29 protein-coding genes and 3 tRNA genes are annotated in these 26,033 nt (G+C 54.4%); 19 read left to right on the forward strand and 13 right to left on the reverse strand.

The window, feature by feature from the left end; translation table 11 throughout:
• Nucleotides 1–79: 79 nt before the first annotated feature.
• Nucleotides 80–859, reverse strand: a complete 780-nt coding sequence (deoC, locus tag ACERY3_RS14560; RefSeq protein WP_023310320.1) for a deoxyribose-phosphate aldolase — start codon at nucleotides 857–859, stop codon at nucleotides 80–82.
• A gap of 262 nt (nucleotides 860–1,121) precedes the next feature.
• Between deoC and ACERY3_RS14565 the strand changes: the two genes are divergently transcribed.
• Both ACERY3_RS14565 and ACERY3_RS14570 read left to right on the forward strand, forming a co-directional pair.
• A complete protein-coding gene (locus tag ACERY3_RS14565) occupies nucleotides 1,122–2,669 on the forward strand; it encodes a YjjI family glycine radical enzyme (RefSeq protein WP_033144577.1) in 1,548 nt (515 codons plus the stop codon).
• Nucleotides 2,644–3,504, forward strand: coding sequence for a YjjW family glycine radical enzyme activase (locus ACERY3_RS14570; protein ID WP_320710241.1), 861 nt, complete (start codon nucleotides 2,644–2,646; stop codon nucleotides 3,502–3,504). The genes ACERY3_RS14565 and ACERY3_RS14570 overlap by 26 nt, the downstream gene beginning before the upstream one ends.
• Here ACERY3_RS14570 and ACERY3_RS14575 read toward each other — a convergent pair.
• The 8 genes from ACERY3_RS14575 to ACERY3_RS14610 all read right to left on the reverse strand — a co-directional run bounded on the left by ACERY3_RS14575 (nucleotide 3,499) and on the right by ACERY3_RS14610 (nucleotide 9,862).
• A complete protein-coding gene (locus ACERY3_RS14575; protein WP_039260898.1) occupies nucleotides 3,499–4,281 on the reverse strand; it encodes a TatD family hydrolase in 783 nt (260 codons plus the stop codon). The genes ACERY3_RS14570 and ACERY3_RS14575 overlap by 6 nt on opposite strands.
• Nucleotides 4,278–5,330, reverse strand: a complete 1,053-nt coding sequence (locus ACERY3_RS14580) for a patatin family protein (protein WP_058840505.1) — start codon at nucleotides 5,328–5,330, stop codon at nucleotides 4,278–4,280. The genes ACERY3_RS14575 and ACERY3_RS14580 overlap by 4 nt, the downstream gene beginning before the upstream one ends.
• A 122-nt stretch (nucleotides 5,331–5,452) precedes the next feature.
• Nucleotides 5,453–5,614 carry a DUF1328 domain-containing protein gene (locus ACERY3_RS14585; protein ID WP_003856556.1) on the reverse strand — a complete coding sequence of 54 codons (162 nt, stop codon included), beginning with the start codon at nucleotides 5,612–5,614 and terminating at the stop codon, nucleotides 5,453–5,455.
• 127 nt (nucleotides 5,615–5,741) lie between these two features.
• Nucleotides 5,742–6,359 (reverse strand): molecular chaperone OsmY, encoded by a 618-nt coding sequence (osmY, locus tag ACERY3_RS14590; RefSeq protein ID WP_028015434.1) that lies wholly within the window; start codon nucleotides 6,357–6,359, stop codon nucleotides 5,742–5,744.
• Nucleotides 6,360–6,658: 299 nt separating this feature from the next.
• A complete protein-coding gene (gene prfC / locus ACERY3_RS14595; protein WP_058840504.1) occupies nucleotides 6,659–8,248 on the reverse strand; it encodes a peptide chain release factor 3 in 1,590 nt (529 codons plus the stop codon).
• A gap of 91 nt (nucleotides 8,249–8,339) precedes the next feature.
• The gene (gene yjjG / locus ACERY3_RS14600) at nucleotides 8,340–9,017 is read right to left on the reverse strand and encodes a pyrimidine 5'-nucleotidase (RefSeq protein ID WP_039260913.1); all 678 of its coding nucleotides are present in this window, start codon (nucleotides 9,015–9,017) and stop codon (nucleotides 8,340–8,342) included.
• A gap of 19 nt (nucleotides 9,018–9,036) precedes the next feature.
• The gene (gene rimI, locus ACERY3_RS14605) at nucleotides 9,037–9,480 is read right to left on the reverse strand and encodes a ribosomal protein S18-alanine N-acetyltransferase (protein ID WP_033144573.1); all 444 of its coding nucleotides are present in this window, start codon (nucleotides 9,478–9,480) and stop codon (nucleotides 9,037–9,039) included.
• Nucleotides 9,449–9,862: a DNA polymerase III subunit psi gene (locus ACERY3_RS14610; protein ID WP_033144572.1), complete on the reverse strand. Its 414-nt coding sequence runs from the start codon at nucleotides 9,860–9,862 to the stop codon at nucleotides 9,449–9,451. The genes rimI and ACERY3_RS14610 overlap by 32 nt, the downstream gene beginning before the upstream one ends.
• Before the next feature lie 102 nt (nucleotides 9,863–9,964).
• Here ACERY3_RS14610 and rsmC point away from each other — a divergent pair, with 102 nt between their 5' ends.
• The 4 genes from rsmC (at nucleotide 9,965) to ACERY3_RS14630 (ending at nucleotide 11,486) form a co-directional block, all read left to right on the forward strand.
• The gene (rsmC, locus tag ACERY3_RS14615; protein WP_373225903.1) at nucleotides 9,965–10,993 is read left to right on the forward strand and encodes a 16S rRNA (guanine(1207)-N(2))-methyltransferase RsmC; all 1,029 of its coding nucleotides are present in this window, start codon (nucleotides 9,965–9,967) and stop codon (nucleotides 10,991–10,993) included.
• Nucleotides 10,994–11,165: 172 nt separating this feature from the next.
• A tRNA-Leu gene (locus ACERY3_RS14620) sits at nucleotides 11,166–11,252 on the forward strand.
• Between the two features lie 28 nt (nucleotides 11,253–11,280).
• A tRNA-Leu gene (locus tag ACERY3_RS14625) sits at nucleotides 11,281–11,367 on the forward strand.
• Between the two features lie 33 nt (nucleotides 11,368–11,400).
• A tRNA-Leu gene (locus tag ACERY3_RS14630) sits at nucleotides 11,401–11,486 on the forward strand.
• 41 nt (nucleotides 11,487–11,527) lie between these two features.
• On the opposite strand, the gene ACERY3_RS14635 is transcribed toward ACERY3_RS14630, so the two are convergent.
• Nucleotides 11,528–11,797 (reverse strand): DUF1435 domain-containing protein, encoded by a 270-nt coding sequence (locus ACERY3_RS14635; RefSeq protein ID WP_373225904.1) that lies wholly within the window; start codon nucleotides 11,795–11,797, stop codon nucleotides 11,528–11,530.
• Nucleotides 11,798–12,012: 215 nt separating this feature from the next.
• Here ACERY3_RS14635 and ACERY3_RS14640 point away from each other — a divergent pair, with 215 nt between their 5' ends.
• Entirely contained in the window at nucleotides 12,013–13,077 is a 1,065-nt protein-coding gene (locus tag ACERY3_RS14640) for a diguanylate cyclase (protein ID WP_047060227.1), read from the forward strand.
• 95 nt (nucleotides 13,078–13,172) lie between these two features.
• The gene (fhuF, locus tag ACERY3_RS14645; RefSeq protein WP_033144570.1) at nucleotides 13,173–13,961 is read left to right on the forward strand and encodes a siderophore-iron reductase FhuF; all 789 of its coding nucleotides are present in this window, start codon (nucleotides 13,173–13,175) and stop codon (nucleotides 13,959–13,961) included.
• Nucleotides 13,962–14,056: 95 nt separating this feature from the next.
• Here fhuF and ACERY3_RS14650 read toward each other — a convergent pair whose 3' ends face one another.
• Nucleotides 14,057–15,403, reverse strand: a complete 1,347-nt coding sequence (locus tag ACERY3_RS14650) for a PTS sugar transporter subunit IIC (RefSeq protein ID WP_023310306.1) — start codon at nucleotides 15,401–15,403, stop codon at nucleotides 14,057–14,059.
• Between the two features lie 328 nt (nucleotides 15,404–15,731).
• Here ACERY3_RS14650 and ACERY3_RS14655 point away from each other — a divergent pair, with 328 nt between their 5' ends.
• Complete coding sequence (locus ACERY3_RS14655; RefSeq protein ID WP_008502085.1) at nucleotides 15,732–16,190, forward strand: YbaK/EbsC family protein; 459 nt, start codon at nucleotides 15,732–15,734, stop codon at nucleotides 16,188–16,190.
• A gap of 38 nt (nucleotides 16,191–16,228) precedes the next feature.
• Here the strand turns inward: ACERY3_RS14655 and bglJ are convergent, their stop codons facing one another.
• Both bglJ and ACERY3_RS14665 read right to left on the reverse strand, forming a co-directional pair.
• Nucleotides 16,229–16,864 (reverse strand): DNA-binding transcriptional activator BglJ, encoded by a 636-nt coding sequence (gene bglJ / locus ACERY3_RS14660; RefSeq protein ID WP_048978968.1) that lies wholly within the window; start codon nucleotides 16,862–16,864, stop codon nucleotides 16,229–16,231.
• Nucleotides 16,861–17,598: a response regulator transcription factor gene (locus ACERY3_RS14665; protein WP_047060233.1), complete on the reverse strand. Its 738-nt coding sequence runs from the start codon at nucleotides 17,596–17,598 to the stop codon at nucleotides 16,861–16,863. Before ACERY3_RS14665 ends, bglJ begins: the two co-directional genes overlap by 4 nt.
• A gap of 409 nt (nucleotides 17,599–18,007) precedes the next feature.
• On the opposite strand from ACERY3_RS14665, the gene ACERY3_RS14670 reads away from it, so the two are divergent.
• From ACERY3_RS14670 to ACERY3_RS14715, 10 genes are all read left to right on the forward strand, one after another.
• Nucleotides 18,008–18,784, forward strand: a complete 777-nt coding sequence (locus ACERY3_RS14670) for a threonine/serine exporter ThrE family protein (protein WP_023310303.1) — start codon at nucleotides 18,008–18,010, stop codon at nucleotides 18,782–18,784.
• The gene (locus ACERY3_RS14675; RefSeq protein ID WP_023310302.1) at nucleotides 18,775–19,248 is read left to right on the forward strand and encodes a threonine/serine exporter; all 474 of its coding nucleotides are present in this window, start codon (nucleotides 18,775–18,777) and stop codon (nucleotides 19,246–19,248) included. Before ACERY3_RS14670 ends, ACERY3_RS14675 begins: the two co-directional genes overlap by 10 nt.
• Before the next feature lie 67 nt (nucleotides 19,249–19,315).
• Nucleotides 19,316–19,957: a TetR family transcriptional regulator gene (locus ACERY3_RS14680; protein WP_033144567.1), complete on the forward strand. Its 642-nt coding sequence runs from the start codon at nucleotides 19,316–19,318 to the stop codon at nucleotides 19,955–19,957.
• Nucleotides 19,958–19,998: 41 nt separating this feature from the next.
• Nucleotides 19,999–20,451, forward strand: coding sequence for a MarR family winged helix-turn-helix transcriptional regulator (locus ACERY3_RS14685; RefSeq protein WP_033146484.1), 453 nt, complete (start codon nucleotides 19,999–20,001; stop codon nucleotides 20,449–20,451).
• Between the two features lie 83 nt (nucleotides 20,452–20,534).
• Nucleotides 20,535–20,963 (forward strand): organic hydroperoxide resistance protein, encoded by a 429-nt coding sequence (locus ACERY3_RS14690; RefSeq protein ID WP_023310299.1) that lies wholly within the window; start codon nucleotides 20,535–20,537, stop codon nucleotides 20,961–20,963.
• 148 nt (nucleotides 20,964–21,111) lie between these two features.
• On the forward strand, nucleotides 21,112–21,657 hold the full coding sequence (gene dnaT, locus ACERY3_RS14695; RefSeq protein WP_029742210.1) for a primosomal protein DnaT: 546 nt from the start codon (nucleotides 21,112–21,114) through the stop codon (nucleotides 21,655–21,657).
• Nucleotides 21,654–22,391, forward strand: coding sequence for a DNA replication protein DnaC (gene dnaC / locus ACERY3_RS14700; protein ID WP_023334409.1), 738 nt, complete (start codon nucleotides 21,654–21,656; stop codon nucleotides 22,389–22,391). The genes dnaT and dnaC overlap by 4 nt, the downstream gene beginning before the upstream one ends.
• 83 nt (nucleotides 22,392–22,474) lie before the next feature.
• Nucleotides 22,475–22,957, forward strand: a complete 483-nt coding sequence (locus ACERY3_RS14705; protein ID WP_072196596.1) for a DUF2501 domain-containing protein — start codon at nucleotides 22,475–22,477, stop codon at nucleotides 22,955–22,957.
• A gap of 269 nt (nucleotides 22,958–23,226) precedes the next feature.
• Nucleotides 23,227–25,518, forward strand: coding sequence for a phosphatidylglycerol--membrane-oligosaccharide glycerophosphotransferase (gene opgB / locus ACERY3_RS14710; RefSeq protein ID WP_058840576.1), 2,292 nt, complete (start codon nucleotides 23,227–23,229; stop codon nucleotides 25,516–25,518).
• Nucleotides 25,518–26,033: a GNAT family N-acetyltransferase gene (locus ACERY3_RS14715; protein WP_058840501.1), complete on the forward strand. Its 516-nt coding sequence runs from the start codon at nucleotides 25,518–25,520 to the stop codon at nucleotides 26,031–26,033. The genes opgB and ACERY3_RS14715 overlap by 1 nt, the downstream gene beginning before the upstream one ends.

The raw sequence follows: 26,033 nt of genomic DNA on the forward strand, positions 1-26,033 counted from the left end.
TGGCGGGTGGCGCTACGCTTACCCGCCCTACGATCCTGTCGACCGGATGAGCGAAGCGTCATCCGGCATTGTCTGGCAATCAGTAGCTGCTTGCGCTCTTACCGTCGCCGTGACCCAGCGCTTTCAGCAGGCTAGCCAGCAGGCTGGACGCACCGAAGCGGTAGTGACGGGAATCGGCCCAGTCGGCGCCAAACAGCTCGTCGGCAATCGCCAGGAATTGCTGCGCGTCTTCGGCAGTACGCACGCCGCCCGCAGGTTTGAAACCAACGGTTTTGGATACGCCCATGTCGCGGATCACTTCCATCATGATGCGCGCGCTTTCCGGGGTCGCATTCACCGGCACTTTACCGGTAGAGGTTTTAATGAAATCCGCACCGGCTTTGATGGAGATTTCAGACGCCTTACGAATCAGCGCCTCTTCTTTCAGCTCGCCGGTTTCGATGATCACTTTCAGCAGCACGTTTGCCGCCGCGCACGCGTCTTTACAGGCTTTCACCAGGTCAAAACCAACCTGCTCGTTGCCGGCGATCAGCGCGCGGTACGGGAACACAACGTCAACTTCGTCTGCGCCGTAAGCAATCGCCGCGCGGGTTTCTGCCAGCGCGATCTCGATATCGTCGTTGCCATGCGGGAAGTTAGTTACGGTTGCAATGCGCACGTCCGGCGTACCCTGCTCTTTCAGCGTCTTACGGGCAATCGGGATAAAGCGCGGGTAGATACAGATGGCTGCGGTGTTACCCACCGGCGTTTTCGCCTGATGGCACAGGGCGATGACTTTTTCATTGGTGTCGTCATCGTTCAGGGTGGTCAGGTCCATCAGTTTCAACGCGCGCAGGCTGCTTGCAGTTAAATCGGTCATAACATTCTCCAACGGCAGTGCCGTATAAATTTTACCTTGCGGGTCTGTGAGTATTCTAACATTCACCCGCATCCACACTTCGACATTCATCACAGTTAATGAAAACTGCATACAAATTTGCATTACTGTAATGAGATCTTCTTCAAACTTTAGCGCGTAAATTGCCGACTAAAGCAGCGATACCCCCTGTCGGATCAAAAGCCCCGACAGGCTGGCTTCCTACAATCCGCTCATCATCCGCAGAACACTCAAGGAAGCGACTATGCCCCACTCCAGCCCCGACGCCCTGCAACAACGTTGCCAGCACATTGTGACAAGCCCGGTGTTAACCCCGGAACAAAAACGTCATTTTCTGGCGCTGGAAGCGGAAAACAACCTGCCTTATCCGGCGCTTCCTGAGGCCGCACGAGCCGCACTGGACGAAGGGTTTATCTGCGACATGTTCGAAGGCCATGCGCCTTACAAACCCCGTTACGTTCTGCCGGATTACGCCAAATTTCTGGCTAACGGTTCAGAGTGGCTGGAGCTGGAAGGCGCGAAAGATCTCGACGACGCCCTCTCGCTGTTAACCATCCTCTACCATCATGTTCCGTCCGTCACATCGATGCCGGTCTATCTCGGTCAGCTTGATGCGATATTGACTCCATATGTTAGAATTCTAACACAAGAAGAGATCGATAGCCGAATAAAACGTTTCTGGCGCTATCTCGACCGTACGCTGCCGGATGCGTTTATGCACGCAAACATCGGGCCTGAAGATACGCCAGTCACGCGCGCCATTCTGCGTGCCGATGCAGAGCTGAAGCAGGTCGCGCCGAACCTGACCTTTATCTACGATCCCGATATCACCCCAGATGATTTGCTGCTTGAGGTGGCGAAAAACATTTGTGAATGCAGCAAACCGCATATTTCTAATGGCCCGATGAATGATAAAATTTTCACAAAAGGCCGTTATGGTGTGGTGAGCTGTTACAACTCCCTGCCGCTTGCAGGCGGCGGCAGCACCCTGGTGCGCCTTAACCTCAAAGCCATTGCTGAACGTAGCGCATCCATTGACGACTTCTTCACCCGCACGCTCCCGCACTACTGCCAGCAGCAAATTGCCATCATCGATGCACGCTGCGGTTTCCTTTACGAGCAATCTGGCTTCTTTGAGAATAGCTTCCTGGTAAAAGAGGGGCTGATTGATGCGGAACGGTTTGTACCCATGTTTGGCATGTACGGCCTGGCGGAAGCGGTAAACGCGCTCTGTGAGAAAGCAGGAATAGCGGGACGCTACGGAAAGGATGAACAGGCCAACGCGCTGGGCTATCGCATCAGCGAACAGCTTGCAGCGTTCGTTGAAAGCACGCCGGTGAAGCACGGCTGGAAGCTTCGCGCGATGCTTCACGCGCAGTCGGGGATCAGTTCCGATTCGGGCACCACGCCGGGCGCGCGCTTGCCTTACGGCGACGAGCCGGATCCCATCAGCCATCTGCTGGCCGTTGCGCCGCATCACAAACACTATCACTCCGGAATCAGCGATATTCTCACCCTGGAGGAGACGGTCAAACGCAACCCGCAGGCGGTGGTTCAGCTTTGCCTGGGGGCGTTCAGAGCGGGAATGCGTGAATTTACCGCCAACGTAGCGGGTAACGATCTGGTCCGCGTGACAGGCTACATGGTTCGCTTGTCGGATCTGGAGAAATACCGGGAAGCCGGATCGCGCACCAATACCACGTGGCTGGGGGAAGAGGCCGCACGCAATACCCGTATTCTGGAACGTCAGCCGCGCGTGATAAGCCATGAACAGCAGATGCGCTTTAGTTAGTCAGGTCATTCCTTTCTCCTGCGTAGACGGGCCGGGCAGCCGCCTGGCGCTGTTTCTGCAGGGCTGCAACCTGCGCTGTAAAACCTGCCACAACCCGTGGACGATCGGCCGCTGCAACGACTGCGGGGACTGCGTGCCCCACTGCCCGCACGACGCGCTGACGATTCAGGCCGGACGCGTCTGGTGGCAGGAGAGTGACTGCCAGCAGTGCGACACCTGCCTGCACCTGTGCCAGCAGCAGGCAACGCCTATGGCGCACCGCTTCAGCGTGGAAGAGATCCTCACTCAGGTCCGCAAATCCGCACCGTTTATCGAAGGGATCACCGTCAGCGGCGGCGAAGCCACAACGCAATTGCCGTTTTTGATTGCCCTGTTTACCGCGATCAAAGCCGATCCCGCCCTGCGTCACCTCACCTGCCTGGTAGACAGCAACGGTCTGTTAGGCGAAACCGGCTGGCAAAAGCTGCTGCCGGTACTGGATGGCGCAATGCTGGATCTGAAGGCGTGGGGAAACGAGCATCACCGTTTCCTGACCGGGCGCGAAAACCCGCAGATCAAGCAGAGCATCCGCTGGCTGGCAGATCGTCACCGTTTGACTGAGCTCCGCCTGCTGGTGATTCCGGAGCTGTGTGATTATCTGGAACACCTCAAACCGCTAACAACCTTTATCCACGGGCTTGGGAATGTTCCGGTGCGTATCAACGCGTTTCATGCGCAGGGCGTTTACGGTGAGGCTGCGTCGTGGCGCAGCGCCACGCCCGAGGACGTTGAACCGCTGGCGCGGGCGCTGGAAAAACAGAAGATAACGGTGATTCGTCCGGCACTTTACCTATAGCGTGATGCCAAATACCGAACGGGTATTTTCCAGCAGCGCATCGGCAATCACCTCTTCAGGCTCTTTTCGCAGTTCACATAGGGTGGTAAACACGCGCGCCGCCTGTTCCGGGCGATTCGGCTGGCCCTGAAAACCATTCAGCGGCATATCCGGCGCGTCGGTTTCCAGCAGAAGCGCCGACAGCGGCAGCTGTGCCATCACGTCCCGGGTTTTACTGGCCCGCGGATAGGTGATGGTGCCGCCGACGCCGATTTTATAGCCCAGCTCGATAAAACGCTGCGCCTGCTGCAGGCTGCCGGAAAAACCGTGCACTACGCCCCTGCGAGGCAGATCGATGCGTTTCAGGTGCATCGCCAGCTTATCGTGCGTGCGTCTTGAATGGAGGATCACCGGCAGATCGTGGCGCTTCGCCAGCCTGAGCTGCGCGTCGAGGATCGTCTGCTGGCGCTCAAACTGCGGATCCTCACGATAAAGATCGAGGCCGATCTCACCGATGGCGACAAGTTTGTCTCCTGCGGTTTGCACGACCTCATCAAGCCTCTCAATGTGCTCATCAAGATGCCGTTCAATAACAATCGGATGCAGGCCGAGCGCGGCATAGAGCGCTGGGTGCCGCATGGAAAGATCCAACACCCGGGAAAAATAGGCCGCTTCCACTGCCGGCACAATGATGGCCTGAACCCCTGCCTCAGCCGCTTTCGCTATGCTTTGCGCTTCATCCCCCGTAAACGGCGGAAAATCAAAGTGGCAGTGGGTATCGACAAAGCGGAGCGTCACGCCAGATCCTCGTTATCCAGTAAAGCGTCATTCGCCTGCGGAATATCCACCAGCGGCATCGTCAGGGCGTCGTTGGCGACAATCGCAGGCGGCAAAATAATGCGTTTATGGCGATGAAGCGGCGGTTTCTCCGCCAGCATTTTCCCCACCGTCGCCAGGAAGTAACGTCCGCACAGCCGCCCCGTTTTGTAATCCATGCGCAGCGCAGGGACGCGGCTGCCCAGGGCCATGCTCAGCAGCGGCTTAGGCGGATAGATTTCAAAAATACGCAGCTTGCCCGGCGGTTTTTCAATGAAGCGCTGCATCGCGCCGTAGGTGGTTTCATGCTGCTTCGCGATGTTCACCAGCGGCTGCAGGCTGCTGTCGCCCAACCAGCGCTCCATCCGTTTGAACCACTGCGGCGTGTAATACATTTGCGACGGTACGGTACGGATCACCACAATGGTTTTCGCCCCGCGACGCGCGGCTTCCTGCACCGGCACCGCGTCACTGATCCCCCCGTCCAGATAGCTAATACCGTCCAGCAGGGCACCGGTACGATAAAAACCGGGGATCGCGCTGGAGGCGCGGATGATGTCCAGCCAGTTCTCCTTCTGAGGAGAAAAATAGCCCGGCGAATAGTCATCGCCCCGGCTGGCGCACATCCAGAACTCTTTGCCGCTATCAAACAGACGGGCAGCGGTATCCATGGCCAGCGGCATCTGGCTGGAGGTCGATTCCAGAAGCCAGTCGAGATCGATCAGGTTGCCGCCGCGCACAAAGCGCACCGGATTAAAAAATTCTTTTGCCGTGGTGTAGCGCATGATGACCTTTCGCGCGTAGCCGGGCTGGTTACAGACATAGGCAGAGAGGTTCTGCGCCCCGGCAGAGGTGCCGAAGTAAAGGTCAAACGGGTTGAACTGCGCGCGCATAAATTCATCCAGCACGCCGGCGGTGAAAATGCCGCGCTGCCCTCCCCCCTCGCAAACCAGCGCGAGTTGACCTGCGCGAAACGGTTTTAACGTCAGCGGCGCAATATTGCCAAGCGTAACGGGAATTCGTTGCCCCACCTCTGCTTTCCTGTTTTTTGATTATTTTATAACACCACAGTAACGCACCCGACCTGTTCCGCAAATAAGAAAAAGCCAGTCGCAGTGACTGGCTTTATTTTGTTGAAGGAATATTGCGTTTGCTACGGACGTCTACGACCCGTAAACAGGCTGACCAGGAACAGAATAATACCCACAACGAAGACAATTTTAGCTGCCCATGCCGCTGTACCTGCCAGTCCACCAAAGCCCAATGCGGCGGCAATTAACGCGATAACCAGAAATATAATGCCCCAACGAAACATAAGCTTCTCCTTTACCATAGTTAATGTCGGCCGCTAAACGTGAGCGCTCAGGTCACTCACCGGCGTTTTTCCAGAGTCGTTCTTATTTCGCCCGCAGGTGTTAGCCAGACGGGCGAATGGTCCAGATTTACTTCGTTTTCAGATCGTTTTTAACGCTTTTCACACCGTCAATCGCTTTCGCGATGGACTCGGCGCGTTCACTTTGCGCCTGCGAATCTACCGTACCGGAGAGCTGAACCACACCATCGGTGGTTTCCACTTTCACCTTGCGGGACGGCACGATGTCATCTGCTAAAAGTTTAGCTTTGATTTCGCTGGTGGTGGCTGCATCTCCGGCATAACCTTTCACCGACGCGTTTTTACCGTCACGTACGTGCAGCTTATCGCTGACGGACGCAACGCCTTCAACGCCTTTCGCGACTTTCACCGCCTGTTCGGCCTGAGCCTGGCTTTCCACGAAGCCGCTCAGCGTGACCACTTTCTTGTCGGTCTTAACGGAAATATCGGTACTTTTGATGGCTTCATCATCCACCAGTGCGGCTTTCACTTTTGCTGTGATTGAGCTGTCGTCCATGAAATTGCCGACTTTATTCATAGAGCTATCGATTTTTTGCCCTGCGGTATCGGCCGTGGACTGGGCTTTATCCATTGTGCTGCTTTCCGCCAGAGCGGAACCGCTCACCAGAACGCTACCCAGGGTTACAGCCAGCAGAGTTTTCGAAATCTTCAGTCTTGTCATATTCATCGATCTATTCCTGTGTTTACCCGTTATTCGGGCTACATACTTCCTTAGTAGTTTTATATATTGCGAATAAACACACAGGTAAAATGGATAACCTAAAGTCATGCATTGAACAGTTAATTTATCCACGCCCGGTGTTAAACACTGAGTTAAATATAGATCACTCTCACAGAGCCGCTTTCAGAATTGGGTAAAAAACGCGCGAATAGCGTGAAATTGCGTTGAATTAAGAACATTCCGCAAGGGATTAATAAGACAGGAATTAAAGAAGAGCACGGCGGCAGCCGTGCTCTGAGAGGGGATTAGTGCTCGCGGGTTTTACGGAACTGAACGTCAGGGTAACGTTCCTGCGTCAGGTTCAGGTTCACCATGGTTGGCGCGATATAGGTCAGGTTATCGCCGCCATCCAGCGCCAGCTGAATTTCGTTCTTACGCTTAAATTCTTCGAATTTCTTCACGTCAGAACACTCAACCCAGCGCGCGGTCGCGACGTTCACGGACTCGTAAATCGCTTCCACGTTGTACTCGCTCTTCAGACGCGCAACAACCACGTCGAACTGCAGCACGCCGACCGCACCAACGATCAGATCGTTGTTCGCGATTGGGCGGAACACCTGCACGGCGCCCTCTTCGGAGAGCTGAACCAGGCCTTTCAGCAGCTGTTTCTGCTTCAGAGGATCGCGCAGACGGATACGACGGAACAGCTCCGGTGCGAAGTTCGGAATACCGGTGAACTTCATCATTTCACCTTGGGTGAAGGTATCGCCGATCTGAATAGTGCCGTGGTTGTGCAGACCGATGATGTCGCCCGGATATGCCTCTTCAACGTGCGAACGGTCACCCGCCATAAAGGTCAGGGCGTCGGAAATCACCACGTCTTTCCCGGTACGCACCTGGCGCAGCTTCATGCCCTTTTCATACTTACCGGACACCACGCGCATAAAGGCCACGCGGTCGCGGTGTTTCGGGTCCATGTTGGCCTGAATTTTGAACACGAAGCCGGTGAATTTCTCTTCCTGCGCTTCCACTTCACGGGTGTCGGTTTTACGCGGCATCGGGCGCGGAGCCCACTCCACCAGACCGTCAAGCATGTGGTCAACGCCGAAGTTACCCAGCGCGGTACCGAAGAAGACCGGGGTAATTTCACCGCTCAGGAACAGCTCTTTGTCGAATTCGTGAGACGCGCCTTTGACCAGCTCCAGCTCGTCGCGCAGCTGCGCGGCCAACTCTTCGCCGACTGCCGCGTCCAGCTCAGGGTTATCCAGACCTTTCACCACGCGAACGTCCTGAATGGTGTGGCCTTTACCGGTCTGATACAGGTAGGTTTCGTCTTTATAGAGGTGATACACCCCTTTGAACAGCTTACCGCAGCCAATTGGCCAGGTGATGGGCGCACAGGCGATTTTCAGCTCGCTTTCCACTTCGTCCATTACTTCCATCGGGTCACGGATGTCGCGGTCGAGTTTGTTCATGAAGGTGAGGATCGGCGTATCGCGCAGACGGGTGACTTCCATCAGCTTACGGGTCCTGTCTTCTACACCTTTCGCGGCGTCGATCACCATCAGACAGCAGTCCACCGCCGTCAGGGTACGGTAGGTATCTTCGGAGAAGTCTTCGTGGCCCGGGGTGTCCAGCAGGTTCACGAGGCAGTCGTGATACGGGAACTGCATCACGGAGGTGGTAATCGAAATACCACGCTGCTTTTCCATCTCCATCCAGTCAGATTTTGCGTGCTGGCTGGAGCCACGGCCCTTCACGGTACCCGCAGTCTGGATCGCCTGTCCGAACAGCAACACCTTCTCAGTGATGGTCGTTTTACCGGCATCCGGGTGCGAGATAATGGCAAAAGTGCGGCGCTTGGCCACCTCTTGCAGATAAGGAGACAACGTCATAATTAAATCTTCTTTTATAAGCGCGGCAGCACGCCACGCATCATGGAATACAAAATTGCGGCTATTTTACCCATCAATGGGGGGCAGGCAATCATTGTTTACACAGGAGTTGCTCCAGTTCGTTCAACGACGTCACGGTCCAGGTCGGCTCGATGCCTTCAGGCTTCACGCGGCCATGCGCGTTAAGCCAGACGGTCGAAAGACCTGACTTCATGCCGCCCAGGATATCTGACTCTGCCGTATCGCCCACCATCAGGACGCGATCGCGGTCGGGATGACCGGCCTGCGCCAGCGCGTAGTCGAAAATACGCGGATCCGGTTTAGGTACGCCCACCTCTTCGGAGATCACCAGCGCATCGAAATGATCGCGCAGGCCGGTGCGCTCGAGGCGGATCTGCTGCAGAGCGGTAAAACCGTTGGTGATGATCCCCAGTTTGACCTTGCCTTTCAACGCATTCAGCAGGGAAACCGCACCCGGCAGTGGCGCACAGATATCGGCCATCGCGTTCAGGAAGGCATCATTCAGCGTTCCCGGACTGACCTTTAAGCGTTCCGCCCAGACGTCAAAACGCTGGTGCTGAAGCTGTAACGCGGTGATGGCACCGTTCTGGTAATCCACCCACAGCGGCTTGTTTACCGCCTGATAGTCCTGAAAATCTTCAGCGGTGAAGGTCACGCTATAGTCGAGAAACATCCGCTGCAGGCCGCCGAACGAGTCAAACGTAAACAGCGTTTCGTCGGCATCAAAGAAAATCCAGTCCCATTTCATCGTTACAACCTTATATTCGTTATCCAATCGGCAGAGCCATTATGATGGCGTCTTCACGTCCCTCTGCGGTGGGGTAGTAGTTACGGCGGACCGTCGCCTCGTTAAAGCCTAAGCTTTCATAGAGTGCGATGGCGGCGACATTCGACGCGCGCACCTCCAGCCACAGGGTGAAAACGTCACGGGTTTCGAGCTCACGAATGAGGTGCTCGAGCAGTTCTCTTCCCAGCCCACGGCGCTGGAACGCGGGATCAACCGCAATATTAAACAGCGTCGCTTCATCAAGAACAACCTGCGTGATCGCGAAGGCGGCCATGGTGCCGTCAACGTCCAGACGGAAGTTCAGATACCGTTCGCCCTGATTGCTGGCGAAGGTTTTTTCGCTCCACGGAAAGGCGTGGGCGCGTGTTTCAATCGCAAACGCTGTGGTCAGGTCAGGCGTCGTGAGGGAAGAAATCGTGTTCATATTCGCAGATTTGTTGCCATAGCGCGCTGCGCGCTTTTGGGTTGGCTTTCAGTTCGTCCAGCGCTGGCGAGCAGATCTGGCTCCCCTGGAGGGGGATCTCGTTTGTCTCTCCGATACGCCAGCTGTTACAGCGGCTATCAGGAGGAAGCATCGCGACACGCTCTGGCGTCAGCTGTAAAACCTGGTCGGCCGTCATCTTCAGGCTGCGAAGGACATCATCGATCAGGGGTTCATTCAGGGCAGGCAGTTCTTCCGCCACCATCACCAGGCGTACGTGCGCAGGGATGGAAATGGCGATTTCGCCCTGCAACGCCGTCGGGCGACGCAAAGCCCACTGGGTAATGCCCAGCTGCTGCAACTGCCAGTCTCGTCGGGATGTCATAGGGAAAACTCCTGTCTCTCAGGCGCGCAAATATAGCAAATGTGTCGAAAGTGCGCCATCTACCTACTATAATCCCCGCCTGAGTTTATTGAGGAACAATTCATGTCTGCATTTACCCCGGCAAGTGAAGTCTTGCTGCGTCACAGTGATGATTTCGAAGAAAGCCGTATTCTGTTTGCCGGAGATATGCAGGATGACCTGCCTGCGCGTTTCGACTGTGCTGAAAGCCGTGCCCACACCCAATACTACCACCACTGGCAGGTGCTGAGCCGCCAGATGGCCGAGCGCGCGCGCTTTAGCCTGGTGGCGGAGCAGAGCGATATTGCCGACTGCGATACGCTGATTTACTACTGGCCGAAGAACAAGCCTGAAGCCCAGTTCCAGCTGATGAACCTGCTCTCCCTGCTGCCGGTAGGCTGCGATATTTTCGTGGTGGGTGAGAACCGCAGCGGCGTGCGTAGCGCTGAACAGATGCTGGAAGGCTACGCGCCGCTGAATAAAGTCGACAGCGCACGCCGCTGTGGTTTGTATCATGGCCGTCTGGAAAAGCAGACAACGTTCGATCCACAGGCATACTGGGACGAGTACCAGCTTGACGGCCTGACCATCAAAACCCTGCCGGGCGTGTTCAGCCGCGACGCGCTGGATACGGGCAGCAAGCTGCTGCTCTCCACCCTGACGCCGCACACCAAAGGCAAAGTGCTGGACGTGGGCTGCGGCGCGGGCGTGCTCTCTACCGTGCTCGCCAGCCATTCACCCAAAGTGCGCTTAACCCTCTGTGACGTGAGCGCCCCGGCTGTTGAAGCCAGCCGCGCAACGCTTGCCGCAAACGGCATTGAAGGCGAGGTGATTGCCAGCAACGTCTTCTCCGACGTCACCGGTCGCTTCGACATGATTATCTCCAACCCGCCGTTCCACGACGGTATGGAGACCAGCCTTGAAGCGGCACAAACGCTGATCCGCGGCGCAACCCGTCATCTGAACAGCGGCGGCGAGCTGCGTATAGTCGCGAACGCCTTCCTGGCGTACCCGAAAGTGCTGGACGAAACCTTCGGCTTCCACGAAGTGATCGCCCAGACCGGCCGCTTTAAGGTCTACCGTACCGTCATGACGCGCCAGGCCAAAAAGTAATCTCCGCTCCAGCAGGCCGGATAAGCACAAGCGCCATCCGGCTCCGCATGGCGCCTGCATCGGCCATTTTTGCAGCAATCAAGGCGTCGCGCGCACTTTTCTGTTGACGTAAAGCTGAAAACATCTAGAATGCGCCTCCGTGGTTACGATACTTTTACAGTATCGATGGTATGCGAAGGTGGCGGAATTGGTAGACGCGCTAGCTTCAGGTGTTAGTGTCCTTACGGATGTGGGGGTTCGAGTCCCCCCCCTCGCACCATAAATCACAATGATATTGCTCGCACTGGGCGAAGGTGGCGGAATTGGTAGACGCGCTAGCTTCAGGTGTTAGTGTCCTTACGGATGTGGGGGTTCGAGTCCCCCCCCTCGCACCAACGAGGCGATATCAACAATAGTAAGATGACTGTGCGAAGGTGGCGGAATTGGTAGACGCGCTAGCTTCAGGTGTTAGTGTCCTTAGGATGTGGGGGTTCGAGTCCCCCCCCTCGCACCAATTATCTTACATCCCTTCTGAAGTTCCCCTTGTTTTCCCTGTTATTTCAAACTCATCAGTACCACCAGAATTCCACTGACCAGTGCTACGCATGATGGCAGTAAAACAAAGTGGCGAAGCTGCTTATGCCAGATCATGCCTGACGTGACTAACAGGCCTGACACAATGATCGCTTTCCAGGTATCAAGGGAGAGATCGGCAAACATCAACCCGCCGAGAATGGCTCCCGGTAGCAATACCCCCCAACCACTGCCAAGCGCCCTGTTCAACATGATCTGCCCTCTCACAACGATAATGATAACCAATATCATATGACATACATTATCATTTGTCAGCTGAATGAATCAAAATCCATCGACCTTTACCTTTCCCGTAATGACAGGAATTGCCTAAGGTGATAAATTGCACACCTGTTAACAACATCTAAAGATTTTCTGATAATTACTCTTTGAGTTTTTTGCATGTTTTATTGCGAAACGGCACCTACTTGTTTGTTTTAATTAAATTTTAATAAAAACGCACGACTATGACATCACAATCCTGGCGGTCTTTGGTTCACAGAAAATATCAATTGTCGTTACGTTTATTTTTATTTCTGAACGCAACCTCGGCAGTGTTCTCGGTAACAAATCCGCTCAATTCTGTACGCCTGTTATCTGCCCCACTTATTGCTATTTTCTCCATCAGCACCGGCCTGTTCGTCTGGCACTGGAGAAAGCGCGCGCGGAAGATAAATATTCCCGTTGTTTCAGGGATCTTCGGTATTTTGTGGGCCTGGCAAATTGAGTCTAAATTCGCCTTAATTACCCACGACCACGCGACGTATTTGTTAATCGCTCTATTAACGGTACTTTTTATCGGAACGCTGGCATTCGCGAGTAATATCAAAGCATTTACGCTGCACTCATTGCCCACCTTTATTGTCTGCCTGTGGCTAAGCGATCACGATATATGGCTGAGAATGACCTATTCTTTCGCACTTCCTGTGGTGGCAATTGCTATTCATAACATTTTGCAAACGCGTAACGACCGTTTCGCTCAGGAATTGCTCTCGCGCCTGTTGGAAGAGCGAGAAACCCTTACCGATCTCAGCATGATGGACCCGCTTACCGGGCTCTATAATCGTCGCGGTCTGCAAAGCCGTCTGGAGAACCTGCCGACGGTAGAAAATGGCGAGCACTTTGTCCTGCTGATGGATATCGATCACTTCAAAGCCTATAACGATCACTATGGCCATATGATGGGCGATCAGGCGCTGAAGCGCGTCTCTGCGGCAATCCGTGACGCCGTGCGTTCTCGCGATATTGTGGCGCGTTTTGGCGGAGAAGAGTTTATGGTTCTGCTGACCAATATTTCACTCGAACATGCTCGCCAGACGGCCGAGCGGATCCGTCAGAAAGTCTACGATTTGAAAATCCCGCATCTGTTTAACGAGAGTGTCGCGACAAACGTCACTATCAGCATTGGTATTGCCATTTTCGAGGATGAAGACGTGGAAGGCGCGCTGGAAAAAGCGGACAAAGCCCTCTACGAAGCAAAGCATATGGGGCGCAATAACATTCTGTTAAGTGAAGAGCTGCAGACGGCATAAACATCACGGCGGTGTCTTAAAGACAAAAGTCTTGCCATTGATATGAGCAATAGTTAGGATTGGCAATCATTATCATTTAGATTTCTATCTATACTATGGCTACGCATACCGCACACATCGTCGAACCCCTCCTCTGGCGAGCGCCCCTCACCAGCGGGAATGCTTCGCTTGCGGATGCCATACGGGATAAGATTGCGGAGACGCGCGCCCACCTGCTGGACTTTATCCGCCTTGATGAAGCGCACCCGAACCACGCCATGACGCTCTCAGAGTGGCGTCAACCGACAAAACTGCAGTCGCTGTTGGCCACCTATTCCGACCATATCTATCGCAATCAGCCCACTCTTACGCGGGAAAATAAACCACTGCTCTCTCTTTGGGCGCAGTGGTATATCGGGTTGATGGTGCCTCCCCTCATGCTGGCGCTGTTAACCCAGAAGAGCATGCTGGAACTCTCGCCGGATAATTTCCACGTCGAGTTTCACGAAACCGGGCGCGCAGCCTGTTTCTGGATTGATCTGCACGAAGATCAGAACGCGGAACGCCTGACGGCTCAGGAACGCATGGAGCAGCTTATCACCCAGGCCCTGATCCCGGTCGTGGACGCGCTTGAAGCGACGGGAGAAATTAACGCGAAGCTTATCTGGAGCAATACGGGCTATTTAATCCACTGGTATTTAACGGAAATGAAGCCTCTGCTTGGTGATGAGAACGTTGATGCCCTGCGTCAGTCCTGTTTCTTTGCAAAACAGCTTTCCGATGGCCGTGACAACCCGTTATTCCGTACCGTCGTGCTCCGTGATGGGCTTCTGGTTCGCCGCACATGCTGCCAGCGCTATCGCCTGCCGGACGTTAAGCAGTGCGGGGATTGCACGCTGAAATAATCGGCCACGGCCTGATGCCCTCACCCTGCCCCTCTCCCACAGGGAGAGGGAACAAACACTAAAAACGGCAACCTGAGTTGCCGTTTTGCTTTAACCTAAGCCACCTGCTGATTGTCCTCTTCCGCGTTACGCTGTGCTTCTTCCGCTTCCTGCTCCAGCAGCTGTTTCTCGTACACTTTGAAGAACGGGAAGTAGATGATTGCCGATACGCAGGCCAGGACCACAACCAGAATAGCCGCGCGGAAATCCCAGCCCAGAGCCCACGCTGCGCCTATTGGCGCCGGTGCCGTCCAGGGAACCACTGAGATGACGCGGCCAATCAGGTCAAACGTCATCGCCGCCCAGGCCAGCACGGCATTTACCATCGGTGCCAGCAGGAACGGAATAAAGAACACCGGGTTCATCACGATTGGCGTACCGAAGATAACGGGTTCATTGATGTTGAAGAAGCTGGGTACCACGCTCAAACGCCCGATAGAGCGTAAATGCGCTGAACGGCTACGCAGATAGCAAATCACCAGCCCCATCGTGGCGCCCGACCCGCCAATCACGATAAAGAACGTCCAGAACGCCTCCATAAAAATATGTGGCAGAGGCTGGCTGGCGGCCAGCGCGGTCTGGTTCGCACCCAGGTTAGTCAGCCAGAACATCTGCAGCATCCCGGAGACGATGGCGGCTCCGTGGATCCCGGCGAACCACAGCAGATGACCAATCAACACGGCCAGCAGGATCGCAGGCAGGGAATCCGCTGCGGAAACCAGAGGTTTAAAGACCGACATAATGGCCTGCGGGATCAGCATGCCGAACTGAGACTGAATGAGCAGGCTCAAAGGATAAAGCGTCAACACCACTACCAGCACCGGGATGAGCAGATCAAAAGAGTTTTTGATCATCGGAGGAACCTGGTCCGGCAGGCGAATACCGATGTTATGGGCCTTGAGGAAACGCATCATCTCAACGCAGTAGATCGCCACCAGAATCGCGGTAAAAATGCCCGTCCCACCCAGGCTATCGACAGGCAGCGTGCCTTTGGTTTTCGGTGCCGCGACCAGCAGAAACGCCATCAGCGACAGCATGGCGCACATAAACGGGTCTAACTGGTGTGATTTGACATAGTGTTTGCCAAGGTTATAGGCGATGGCCGCACAGATATAAATGGACATAATGCCCATCGTCATATCAAACGGCGTCAGAATCTGACCTTCAAACTGCTTCGCCATATCCAGCCAGGCTCGGGCGAAACCCCAGGTGGTATCCGGCGAAAACGGCGGGTATGCGAACACTAACAAAAATGAACCCACAATCATAAATGGCATCGCGGAGATAAACCCATCACGGATAGCCATGACATGACGCTGGGAAGAGATCCGCCCGGCAATCGGGCTCACGTAATTTTCAACAAAACGGAATATCAGGTTAAACGCAGCATGGTTGGCAGACATGGCAGATCTCCTGTCAGACGTTTGTTACGGGCACATTTGCGCCGCACGTTGTTCCATAAATCACCTTCACAACCTTGCTGGCTTGTGGACCAGTGGTACTGCTCAGACGGAATGGTTTCATAATTTGCTCTTATTATTGGATACAGGGGACGTTACGTACTCAGTATTAATCGACGCACCACGCTCTGCAACCGGTTACTGTAACCGGTTACTTTGATTGTGAAGAGGATCCAGAAATCAGCCGTTCGGGATATTTGTTACTGAAGAGATATTTACAGAGCATAAATTCTTATGACAGATTACGCAGGATATTTGTCAGGAGGAAACAATGAGTTTGCAGTCTGTACAGCAGTTTTTTGCCGACAACGCGCCGGATATAGACGTTATTGAACTTAGCCAGAGTACTGCTACCGTTGCGTTGGCTGCTGCCGCCCATCGTGTTGAACCGGGACAAATCGCCAAGACCTTGTCATTAAAGGTGAAAAATGAGGTGATACTGGTGGTGGCGAAAGGCGATGCGCGCCTGGATAACAAAAAGCTGAAAGATACGTTTGGTGCAAAAGCGCGCATGCTCAGCAGTGATGAAGTGGTGACCATCACCGGTCACCCCGTTGGCGGCGTTTGCCCGTTCGGCCTGGAAAACCCGCTCGCGGTTTACTGCGATATCTCATTAAAGCAGTACGCCGAAGTTCTGCCCGCAGCAGGCGCAATTCATAGTGCCGTGCGTATTTCACCTGACAGAATGGCAGAGCTGACTTCCGCAAAATGGGTTGATGTTTGCATCTGATTGATGCGCCAGAGCCTGTCTGGCGCTCATCAGGCAGGTTATAAAAAAGTCGGCTTGCTGAGTATCGAACTTCGCGGTTCTCTTGCCGAAAGGTGGGTAATAATATCCGCCGCATCGAGCAGCCCTACGTCAGAGTTCACTCCCAGCTTGACCATCGCATTAAACTTATGCGCCCGGATGGTCTTAATATTGCGTTCAAGCTGTGCCGCGATTTGAGGAATGGAATAGCCGCAAGACATATAACGCAATATTGCCCGTTCCGTTGGGCTTAACATTCTGCTTTGACTCTGGTACCAGTGATTCATCATATTGTCATTGATGCGCAGGGTTTCGCTCAGCAACACCATGAGTTCCTTCTGCAGGAGCTCAAGCTTCAGCGATTTACTGACCACACCGTGAAGGCGTGACGGGGAAAGATGGCTAATCAATCTTGCTTCCATCTCATCAGCGACCAGGATAATGCGCTGGATATGGCCATGCGTAAAGGCAAAATCCCGCAGGTGCGCCAGGCAGCTACGACGGTCGTCTCGCGCATCGGAATATGAATAGATCAGCGAGAAAAAATTGACGTGCTGAAGTGCTTTCTGAAAGCTGTCAAATTCACTAAACAGATGCAGTTGATAATGATTCAGGCCGGGCAGCGCAAAAAGATGCTGTAGCCCAACAGCACTCATCGTGCAATTTTCAACGATGGCGATATGTCTTGTTGAATCGGTTTTTTCCATTCCTCGAACTCTCCATAGGCTGACATCAAACTCAGCTCTCGCATTCCCTGTGTACTGTTTATCCAGGCGTACATATCGGCATTACTGCGTAATGACAGCCGTCGCATCGCACTGTTTTTCTGCGCACTGACGGTTTTATTGCTCTTCTTGAGCAATGTGGCGATTTGGTTAATCCCCCATCCTTTACCCAACAGTCGCAAAACTTTGCGTTCGGAGTGCGTAAGCGCGATAACCTGTTCGTCTTCTTCCCCCGTACTTTGAGGTTCCGGGGTTAACAACGTCTGGCTTACCCGCTCTGCGCGTTCGCTACCTGCCCGAATAGCGTTCACCAGGCCTTCAATGGGTTCCATATCAGAAAGCAACGTACTTTCCGGGCGCACAAGTAGCTCAACGGCAATAGGGTTAAGCGGCCGCGAAACTAAAAAGATCCAGTGAATGTTCCGGTATTGATTCAATAAATTGAAATACTCTTCGAGCGCGCCCCGAGGATTCCAGTATTCACCTGTAATATCGGCAATGATGACGTCAGCGCGGCGTAGCTGGAGCAGTGTTAACTCCTGCAATGAGCTGCAATAGGTCAATTCAAAATCGGGGAAATGGCGAGTCATTACGCCCCCCAACCCGTTTTGCATGACCGGTATCCGGCTAATGATAACGCTATGCTTACCGTGCAAAGACAACATAGACCCTCCATGTCCATTCTTCATGTGATGAGTAACGTTAAAATGCATCAACGTATGAGTATTTTCGTCCCTGAGTGTAAAGCAGGTTAATACAAGCAGAAGATGAGATGTTTTCTTAGTTTAAGAAATACCTAAACAGCAGTAATATCTCACAAAGCGAAATTAAATTTAATTGCAGTGTCATTAAAATAACTACAATATAAAATTAGAATAACTAAATATATATAACTTATCTTTTAATAATTATAATTCACCAGAATGATGAATTAATCCCAACCCCTTCCGCACTTAGGCGCTGCAACTGTTTGCATAAACCTTGATCTGGCCCACAGCAAGAGGCACTGCACTTTGTGCTAAAAGTAATCGCTATGGGCCAACCGGCAACTTTCCACCTTCTTCAGGACAATACATGCAGGCAGATCGGTCAACGCAGCGTGCTATCACGCGGCTATGTATTCAGTGCGGTCTTTTTCTGCTCCAGCACGGCGCGGAAAGCGCGCTGGTTGAGGAGCTTTCCACCCGGCTGGGACTGGCGCTGGGTATGGATAGCGTTGAAAGCGCTATTTCATCTAACGCCATCGTGCTGACCACGATCAAAGACGGCCAGTGCCTGACCTCCACCCGTAAAAACCATGACCGCGGCATTAACATGCACGTCGTGACCGAAGTGCAGCACATCGTCATCCTTGCTGAACATAAGCTTCTCGATCTTCGGGAGATTGAAAAACGGTTCAGCCAAATTAAGCCATTGCGTTACCCGCGCTGGCTTGTCGTGGTGATGGTAGGGCTGTCTTGCGCCTGCTTTTGTAAGCTCAATAAAGGCGGCTGGGACGGCGCGATCGTCACCTTTTTCGCCAGCAGTATCGCCATGTATGTTCGCCAGCTGCTGACGCACCGGCAGCTGCATCCGCAAATTAACTTCTGCATTACCGCGTTTGTCGCCACCACAGTTTCCGGCCTGCTGCTGCGCCTGCCGCAGTTTGCCACTACCCCGACGATTGCCATGGCCGCCAGCGTGCTTCTGCTGGTTCCGGGCTTTCCGTTGATCAACGCCGTCGCCGACATGTTTAAAGGGCACATCAATACCGGTCTGGCACGCTGGGCTATTGCCAGCCTGCTGACGCTGGCGACCTGCATCGGCGTTGTGATGGCCATGACACTCTGGGGGTTACGCGGATGGGCGTGATAGATTTTCTGCTGGCGCTGGCACAGGACATGCTTCTGGCCGCCATTCCTGCCGTCGGCTTTGCGATGGTGTTTAACGTTCCGCAACGCGCTCTGCGGTGGTGTGCGCTGCTGGGCGCGATTGGTCATGGCTCGCGAATGGTGATGATGACCGCAGGATTTAACATCGAATGGTCGACATTTATGGCCTCCATGCTGGTTGGCAGTATCGGCATCCAGTGGTCGCGCTGGTATCTGGCGCATCCCAAGGTATTCACCGTCGCCGCCGTGATCCCAATGTTCCCCGGCATATCTGCCTATACGGCGATGATTTCCGCGGTGAAAATCAGCCATTTTGGCTACACCGAGCCGCAGATGATCCTCCTCCTGAGCAACTTTCTTAAGGCCTCGTCCATCGTCGGTGCGCTCTCCATCGGGCTGTCGATCCCCGGGCTGTGGCTGTACCGCAAACGCCCACGCGTTTGATATTTGTGTTATTTCGCTGCCATGGAGATAATCTTTCTGGTCCGTTTGGTGAAAATAAGGAAAGGATGTGGCTAACCCTGGCAGCGAACACCCCGAGCACAGCGAAGAATCCAGCCTGAAAGAGAAAATTTTTCAGAGCGCCATCGCGCTTTTTGCCGAGTATGGATTGAACGGTGCCCGCATGGAGCAGATCGCGGAGAAAGCGGGCACCACCAAACGCATGGTGGTTTATCATTTCAAGAATAAAGAGAATCTCTATCTTCTGGTTCTGGAACATGTTTACACCCAGATTCGCGCCAGTGAAAAAGCGCTAAGCCTGGCGGGAATGCCCCCCGTCGAAGCGCTGGTCAATCTGGTTGAAGCCACCTTTGACTATCATGCCGACCACCCGGACTACATCCGGATTATCTGCATGGAAAACATGCAGCGGGGCCGCTTTATGCAGCAGTCGAGCTATCTTCGCCAGGTTAACCGTAGCGCGCTCGACCTGCTGGAGGGCATCCTGCTCCGGGGCAAAGAAAAGCAGCTCTTCAGCCAGACGGTTGACGCCCGCGATCTTCACCGCCTGATAAGCAGCTTCAGCTTTCACTACGTTGCCAACAGCTACACCTTCACGCTCCTGTTTGAAGACGGGGCGGACGAACAGGCTCAGCGCCAGCACTACCGCAAAATGGCCGTTCAGGTGGCGCTCCGCTACACCTGCCCATAAAATTGCTTGCAATTAAATCGTACACTATCTATATTCATCTTATGAACGCGAAAACGAACGACGCAACCGCTGCGCTCAAGCTGGATAACCAGCTCTGCTTTGCTCTCTATTCGGCAAATCTGGCGCTTAATAAGCTGTACCGGCAACTGCTGGCACCGCTGAACCTGACTTACCCGCAATATCTGGTGATGCTGGTACTGTGGGAGCAGGATGACGTCACGGTGTCGGACATCGGCGAACGCCTGTTTCTGGACTCTGCAACCCTGACGCCGCTGTTAAAACGGCTGGAAAGCGGTGGGTTAATCAACCGTCACCGTTCGCGCAAAGACGAACGTCAGGTCGCCGTCACCCTGAGTGAAGCGGGACGTGAACTTCAGCAGCAGGCATTGGGTATTCCCCATGCGGTGGGTTGCGCAGCGCAGTGTGATACCGACACTTTGCTGGCGCTTAAACAGCAGCTCGAACTTTTGCGACAACAGTTACACCGCGCGTAAAGCTATACTTTACGCGTGATTATCACCCATATATATCGCACGCTATTTAATAGCACACATCAAAGCAAGATGAGGAACCTGCCATGTCTTTAGAAAAAGTTGTTTATACCGCCAAAGCAAAAGCAACCGGTGGCCGTGACGGCCGCGCGACCTCTTCCGATGGCGTACTGGACGTAAAACTGGGCGTGCCAAAAGAGATGGGCGGCATGGGCGGAGAAGTGACGAACCCTGAGCAGCTGTTTGCTGCGGGCTACTCTGCCTGCTTCCTGGGCGCGATGAAGTTCGTGGCCGCACGCGACAAATTTACCCTGCCAAAAGATGCCTTTATTGAAGGCGAAGTGGGTATTGGACCGCTGCCTACCGGTTTTGGTATCGAGGCAAAACTGAACATCCACGTTGAGGGTATGGATCCCGCGGAAGCCAAAAAGCTGGTCGATGCGGCGCACATTGTTTGCCCGTACTCTAACGCGACCCGCGGCAACATCGACGTGACCCTGAATATCATCGCGTGATAAATACCTGATGGCGCTGTGCTTTTCAGGTCTACGACCGTAGCCCCGGTAAGCGCAGCGCCACCGGGGAAATCCCCTCCTTCCCTTTCCTCTCTCTGTGCTACCATAAGCCCATATCACGCCCGTAGTAATCAGTAGAGTAAGCGTTATGTCCTCCAGAATTCTGACCACCAGCATTGCTGGCATTGATGCCTTTATGCGCGACCCACGCGGTGTGTTGACCCATGCCGAAGGCGGCACGGTTGCGGTTTTTGCCGACAACGCGCCGGCGTTCTACGCAATCACGCCGGAACGCCTGGCACAGCTTCTGGAGATTGAAGCGCAACTGTCACGCCCGGCGAGCGATATCACGCTGGACAACCAGTTCTTTGATGAACCGGTTAACGTCCCCGTGACCGTTCCGATGGGAAAATTTGCCCTGTACGCGGGCTGGCAGCCGGATGCGGATTTTCAGCGGCAGGCCGCGCTGTGGGGCATTGCGCTAACCCAGCCGGCCACCGCGGAAGAGCTCGCCGCGTTTACCGCCTGGTGGCAGGCGGAAGGTAAAGTCTTCACCCATATTCAATGGCAGCAAAAGCTCGCGCGTCATCTTCAAATTACCCGCGCCGGCAACAACGGCCAGCCCAAACGCGATATCAACGCGTTTTCCGAACCGGATAAACAGATCCCCAGCGGATTCCGAGGTGCGAAATGAAGAACGTCGGCGACCTGATGAAACGTCTGCAAAAAATGATGCCTGCCAACGTGAAGCCCGCGTTCACCACGGGCGAAGAGCTGCTGGCGTGGCAAAAAGAGCAAGGTGAGATCCGCGCCGCCGCGCTCGCCAGGGAAAACCGGGCGATGAAAATGCAGCGCACCTTTAACCGCTCCGGTATCCGTCCCCTGCACCAGAACTGCTCGTTCGATAACTATAAAGTCGAAACCAACGGACAAATGAACGCCCTTGCCGCCGCCCGTCAGTACGTGGATGAATTCGACGGCAATATCGCCAGCTTCATCTTTAGCGGCAAGCCGGGTACCGGAAAAAACCACCTTGCAGCCGCCATCTGCAACGAGCTGCTTCTGCGGGGTAAATCGGTTCTTATCATCACCGTGGCCGATATCATGTCCGCGATGAAAGACACCTTCAGCAACCGCGAAACCAGCGAAGAGCAATTGCTCAACGATCTGAGCAATGTCGATTTACTGGTCATCGACGAGATTGGCGTTCAGACAGAATCCCGCTATGAAAAAGTGATCATCAACCAGATTGTCGATCGCCGCTCCTCGTCCAAACGCCCCACCGGCATGCTGACGAACCACAATATCGACGAGATGACCCGCCTGCTGGGTGAACGCGTCATGGACCGCATGAAGCTGGGTAACAGTCTCTATGTCATCTTCGACTGGGAAAGTTACCGCAGCCGCGTTACCGGCAAAGAGTATTAAGACAGTTCCAGGAATCGCCACCTGGGCACAGGTATATACTGGAACCCCTTCGGCCCAAAACGGACCTTTTTGAGAGAGCCATGATGAAAAAACAGATTCTAATCAGCACCTTTTTAGGCGCGCTGCTGGTGACCGGCGCAGCGCAAGCGGCGTCCTGGCAGGAGTCCCTGTCAAGCGCGGCAAATGAGCTGACCAAAGAGAGCAGCAGCTCTCAGGGTGGACTCTCCGCCTCTTCCCTCACCAGCCTGCTGGGCAACAGCTCTCAGAGCCTTAGCGCGGGCACGATGAACAACGCGGCGGGGATTCTGGAATATTGCGCGAAGCAAAAGCTGGCCTCAGTGACCGACGCGAAAAACGTGAAAAACCAGGTGCTGGGTAAACTGGGTCTGGATACCCAGGAGCAAAAAGCGGACACCAACTATATGGACGGCATTCAGGGCCTGCTTAACGCGCAAAACGGGCAGCAGCTTAACCTGAGCACCCTCGGCAACTCTTCTCTGGCAAAACAGGTGAAAACCAAAGCCTGCGATCTGGTGCTGAAACAAGGCGTTAATTTCATCTCCTGATCCCCCCTTTTTCTGCCACAACACGCCGCGTTTAATGCGATAGTCTTGCAACGCGGCGCTAAACGAACGTTTTTCCTTGCCGCCACCGTCTCAGCGTCCGTTTGTCAGGATGCGACCTTCTTCATAAAAACGATTTTCTAAACCAAATCCTAACAACAGCACACTTTCGTGACACTAAAATTGCAGCTTAACGACATCGCAATTACATTGTATGACCCAAAAAATAAACAGTTAGCCAGCGAAGCACCTGGCGTCATGAGGATATGCTGTTGTCAGAATTCATGTCTCTTATCCTTTTTCTGGCTTCTGTCGGCGTTTACGCCTGGAAAGCCGGCCGTCACACCTGGTGGTTTATCGCCACGCTGGTGGTACTCGGCATTTTTATTATTTTAAACATTACCTTATACGCCAGCGACTACTTTACCGGTGACGGTATTAACGATGCGGTGCTCTACACGCTAACGAACAGCCTGACGGGCGCGGGTGTGGGCAAGTACATTCTTCCGGGGCTCGGCCTTATCGTCGCGCTGGTGACGATTTTTGGCGCGCTGGCCTGGGTGCTGCGTCGACGTCGCCATCTTCCGCACCATCATGGCTACAGCCTGCTGGCGTTATTCCTGGCGCTGGCCTCCGTCGACGCCAGCCCGGCGTTCCATCAGATCACCGAGCTGGTGAAATCCCAGTCGCGCGACGGCGATCCGGATTTCGCGGCTTACTACAAAGAACCGTCCAAAACGATCGCCAGCCCGAAGCTCAACCTGGTCTACATCTACGGTGAAAGCCTGGAACGCACGTACTTTGATAACGATGCCTTCCCGAACCTGACGCCAGACCTGGGCGCGCTGAAAAACGAAGGGCTCGACTTCAGCCACACCATGCAGCTGCCGGGTACGGACTATACGATTGCTGGAATGGTTGCCTCCCAGTGCGGTATCCCGCTGTTCGCGCCTTTTGAAGGTAACGCCTCAGCCTCGATGTCGACGTTCTTCCCCCAGAATATTTGCCTCGGCGATATCCTGAAAAACTCCGGCTACGAAAACTATTTTGTGCAGGGGGCAAACCTGCGCTTTGCCGGAAAAGACGTGTTCCTGAAATCACACGGTTTTGACCACCTGTATGGCTCAGAAGAGTTAAAAACGACGGTTGCCGATCCGAGCTACCGTAACGACTGGGGCTTCTATGACGATACGGTACTCGACGAAACCTGGAAGAAATTCGAGGAGCTTTCCCGCGCGGGCAAGCGTTTCTCCCTCTTTGCGCTGACGGTGGACACCCACCATCCGGACGGGTTCGTCTCGCGCAGCTGCAAACGCAAAAGCTATGACGTGGATGGCAAAAACAACACGTCTTTCAGCGCCGTGACCTGTAGCCAGGAGCACATTGCCGCGCTGGTCGAGAAAATCAAAGCCTCGCCCTGGTTTAAAAACACCGTCATCGTCGTTTCGTCTGACCATCTGGCGATGAAAAACAGCGCCTGGGATCGGCTCAACAAGCAGGATCGCAGCAACCTGTTCTTCGTCCTGCGCGGCGACCAGCCGCAGCAGGAGGTCATCGCCACCAAACGCAACTCCATGGATAACGGCGCAACCGTGCTGGACATTCTGGGCGGCGACAACTTTATTGGCCTGGGCCGTAGCACGCTGTCGGGGCAATCCCTGTCGGAAGTGTTCCTCAACATGAAGGATAAAATCCTCGCCTGGAAGCCAGACATTATCCGCCTGTGGAACTTCCCGAAAGAGATGAAGGACTTCACCGTCGATCGGGATAAAAACACGATTGCCTTCTCGGGCAGCAGCTTCCGTCTGCCGCTGCTGGTACGCGTGTCGGCGGGGCGCGTCGAGCCGCTGCCGGAAAGCGAATATTCCGCTCCGCTGCGCTATCAGCTGGCCGATTTTGCCCCACGCGATAATTTCGTATGGGTCGACAGATGTTACAAGATGGGCCAGCTCTGGTCGCAGCCGCTGGCGCTTTCTACCGACTGGTGCGTCTCTCAGGGTCAGCTCGGCGGAGAGCAAACCGTACAGCACGTGGATAAAGCCCAGTGGAAAGGCAAAACCGCGTTCAACGATACGGTGATTGATACCGCGCGCTATCAGCGTAACGTCGACATGCTGAAAATCAGCGATAACGACATTCGCTACAAAGCGGACAGTTTTATCTTTAACGTGGCCGGCGCGCCCGAGGAAGTGAAGCAGTTTAGCGGCATCTCGCGTCCGGAGTCCTGGGGGCGCTGGTCCAACGCGCAGCTGGGTAATGAGGTGAAAATTGAGTACGCCCATCCCCTGCCGGAACAATTCGACCTGGTGATCACCGCCAGAGCGTATGGCCCCAACGCTAACAAGCCCGTACCGGTTCGCGTGGGCAGCCAGGAGCAGATGCTGACGCTCGGGAACGACGTGAGCACGCACACGCTGCATTTTGAGAACCCATCCCGCAGCAATACCCTGGTGATCGTGCCGCCGGAACCGCAGTCCACCAATGAAGGGAATATTCTCGGCCATTCACCGCGCGAGCTCGGCATTGGCATGGTCGAAATTAAAATTGTGAGTCGCGCAGGCTAATGGTCGACGTTAACATCACCGTCCGCCCCACGCGTCCCGGCGACGTTGCCTCCCTTCCCGCCATTGAACGCGCGGCGGGCGAGCGCTTTCGTGAAAGCCCGGATCTCGCCTGGCTTGCCGACGGTGAGGTTATTTCCGCTGAGCAGCACCTTGAGTATGCCGAACGTGGGCTAAGCTGGCTGGCGCTGGCGAACGGCCAGCCCGTCGGGTTTATCCTCGCCGAGGCCCACCCTTCATCACTGTTTATTGTCGAACTCTCGGTTGATCTGGACTGGCAGGGAAAAGGGATCGGCAGGCAGCTCATCGCCTGCGTGGCAGACCATGCCCGTATAAGAGGGCTGACAGCGCTGACGTTGACGACGTTCAGGGACGTACCGTGGAACGCGCCGTTCTATGCGCGGCTGGGGTTTGAAAAAATGACGACGCTGACGCCTGAACTGCGTCAGAAAAGGGAAGAAGAGACAGCGCACGGTTTCGCATATGAAACGCGCTGCGCCATGCGCCTGCCTCTGTAA

This window comes from Enterobacter cloacae complex sp. ESBL7, from assembly GCF_041679625.1.
Taxonomy (GTDB): domain Bacteria; phylum Pseudomonadota; class Gammaproteobacteria; order Enterobacterales; family Enterobacteriaceae; genus Enterobacter; species Enterobacter asburiae_B.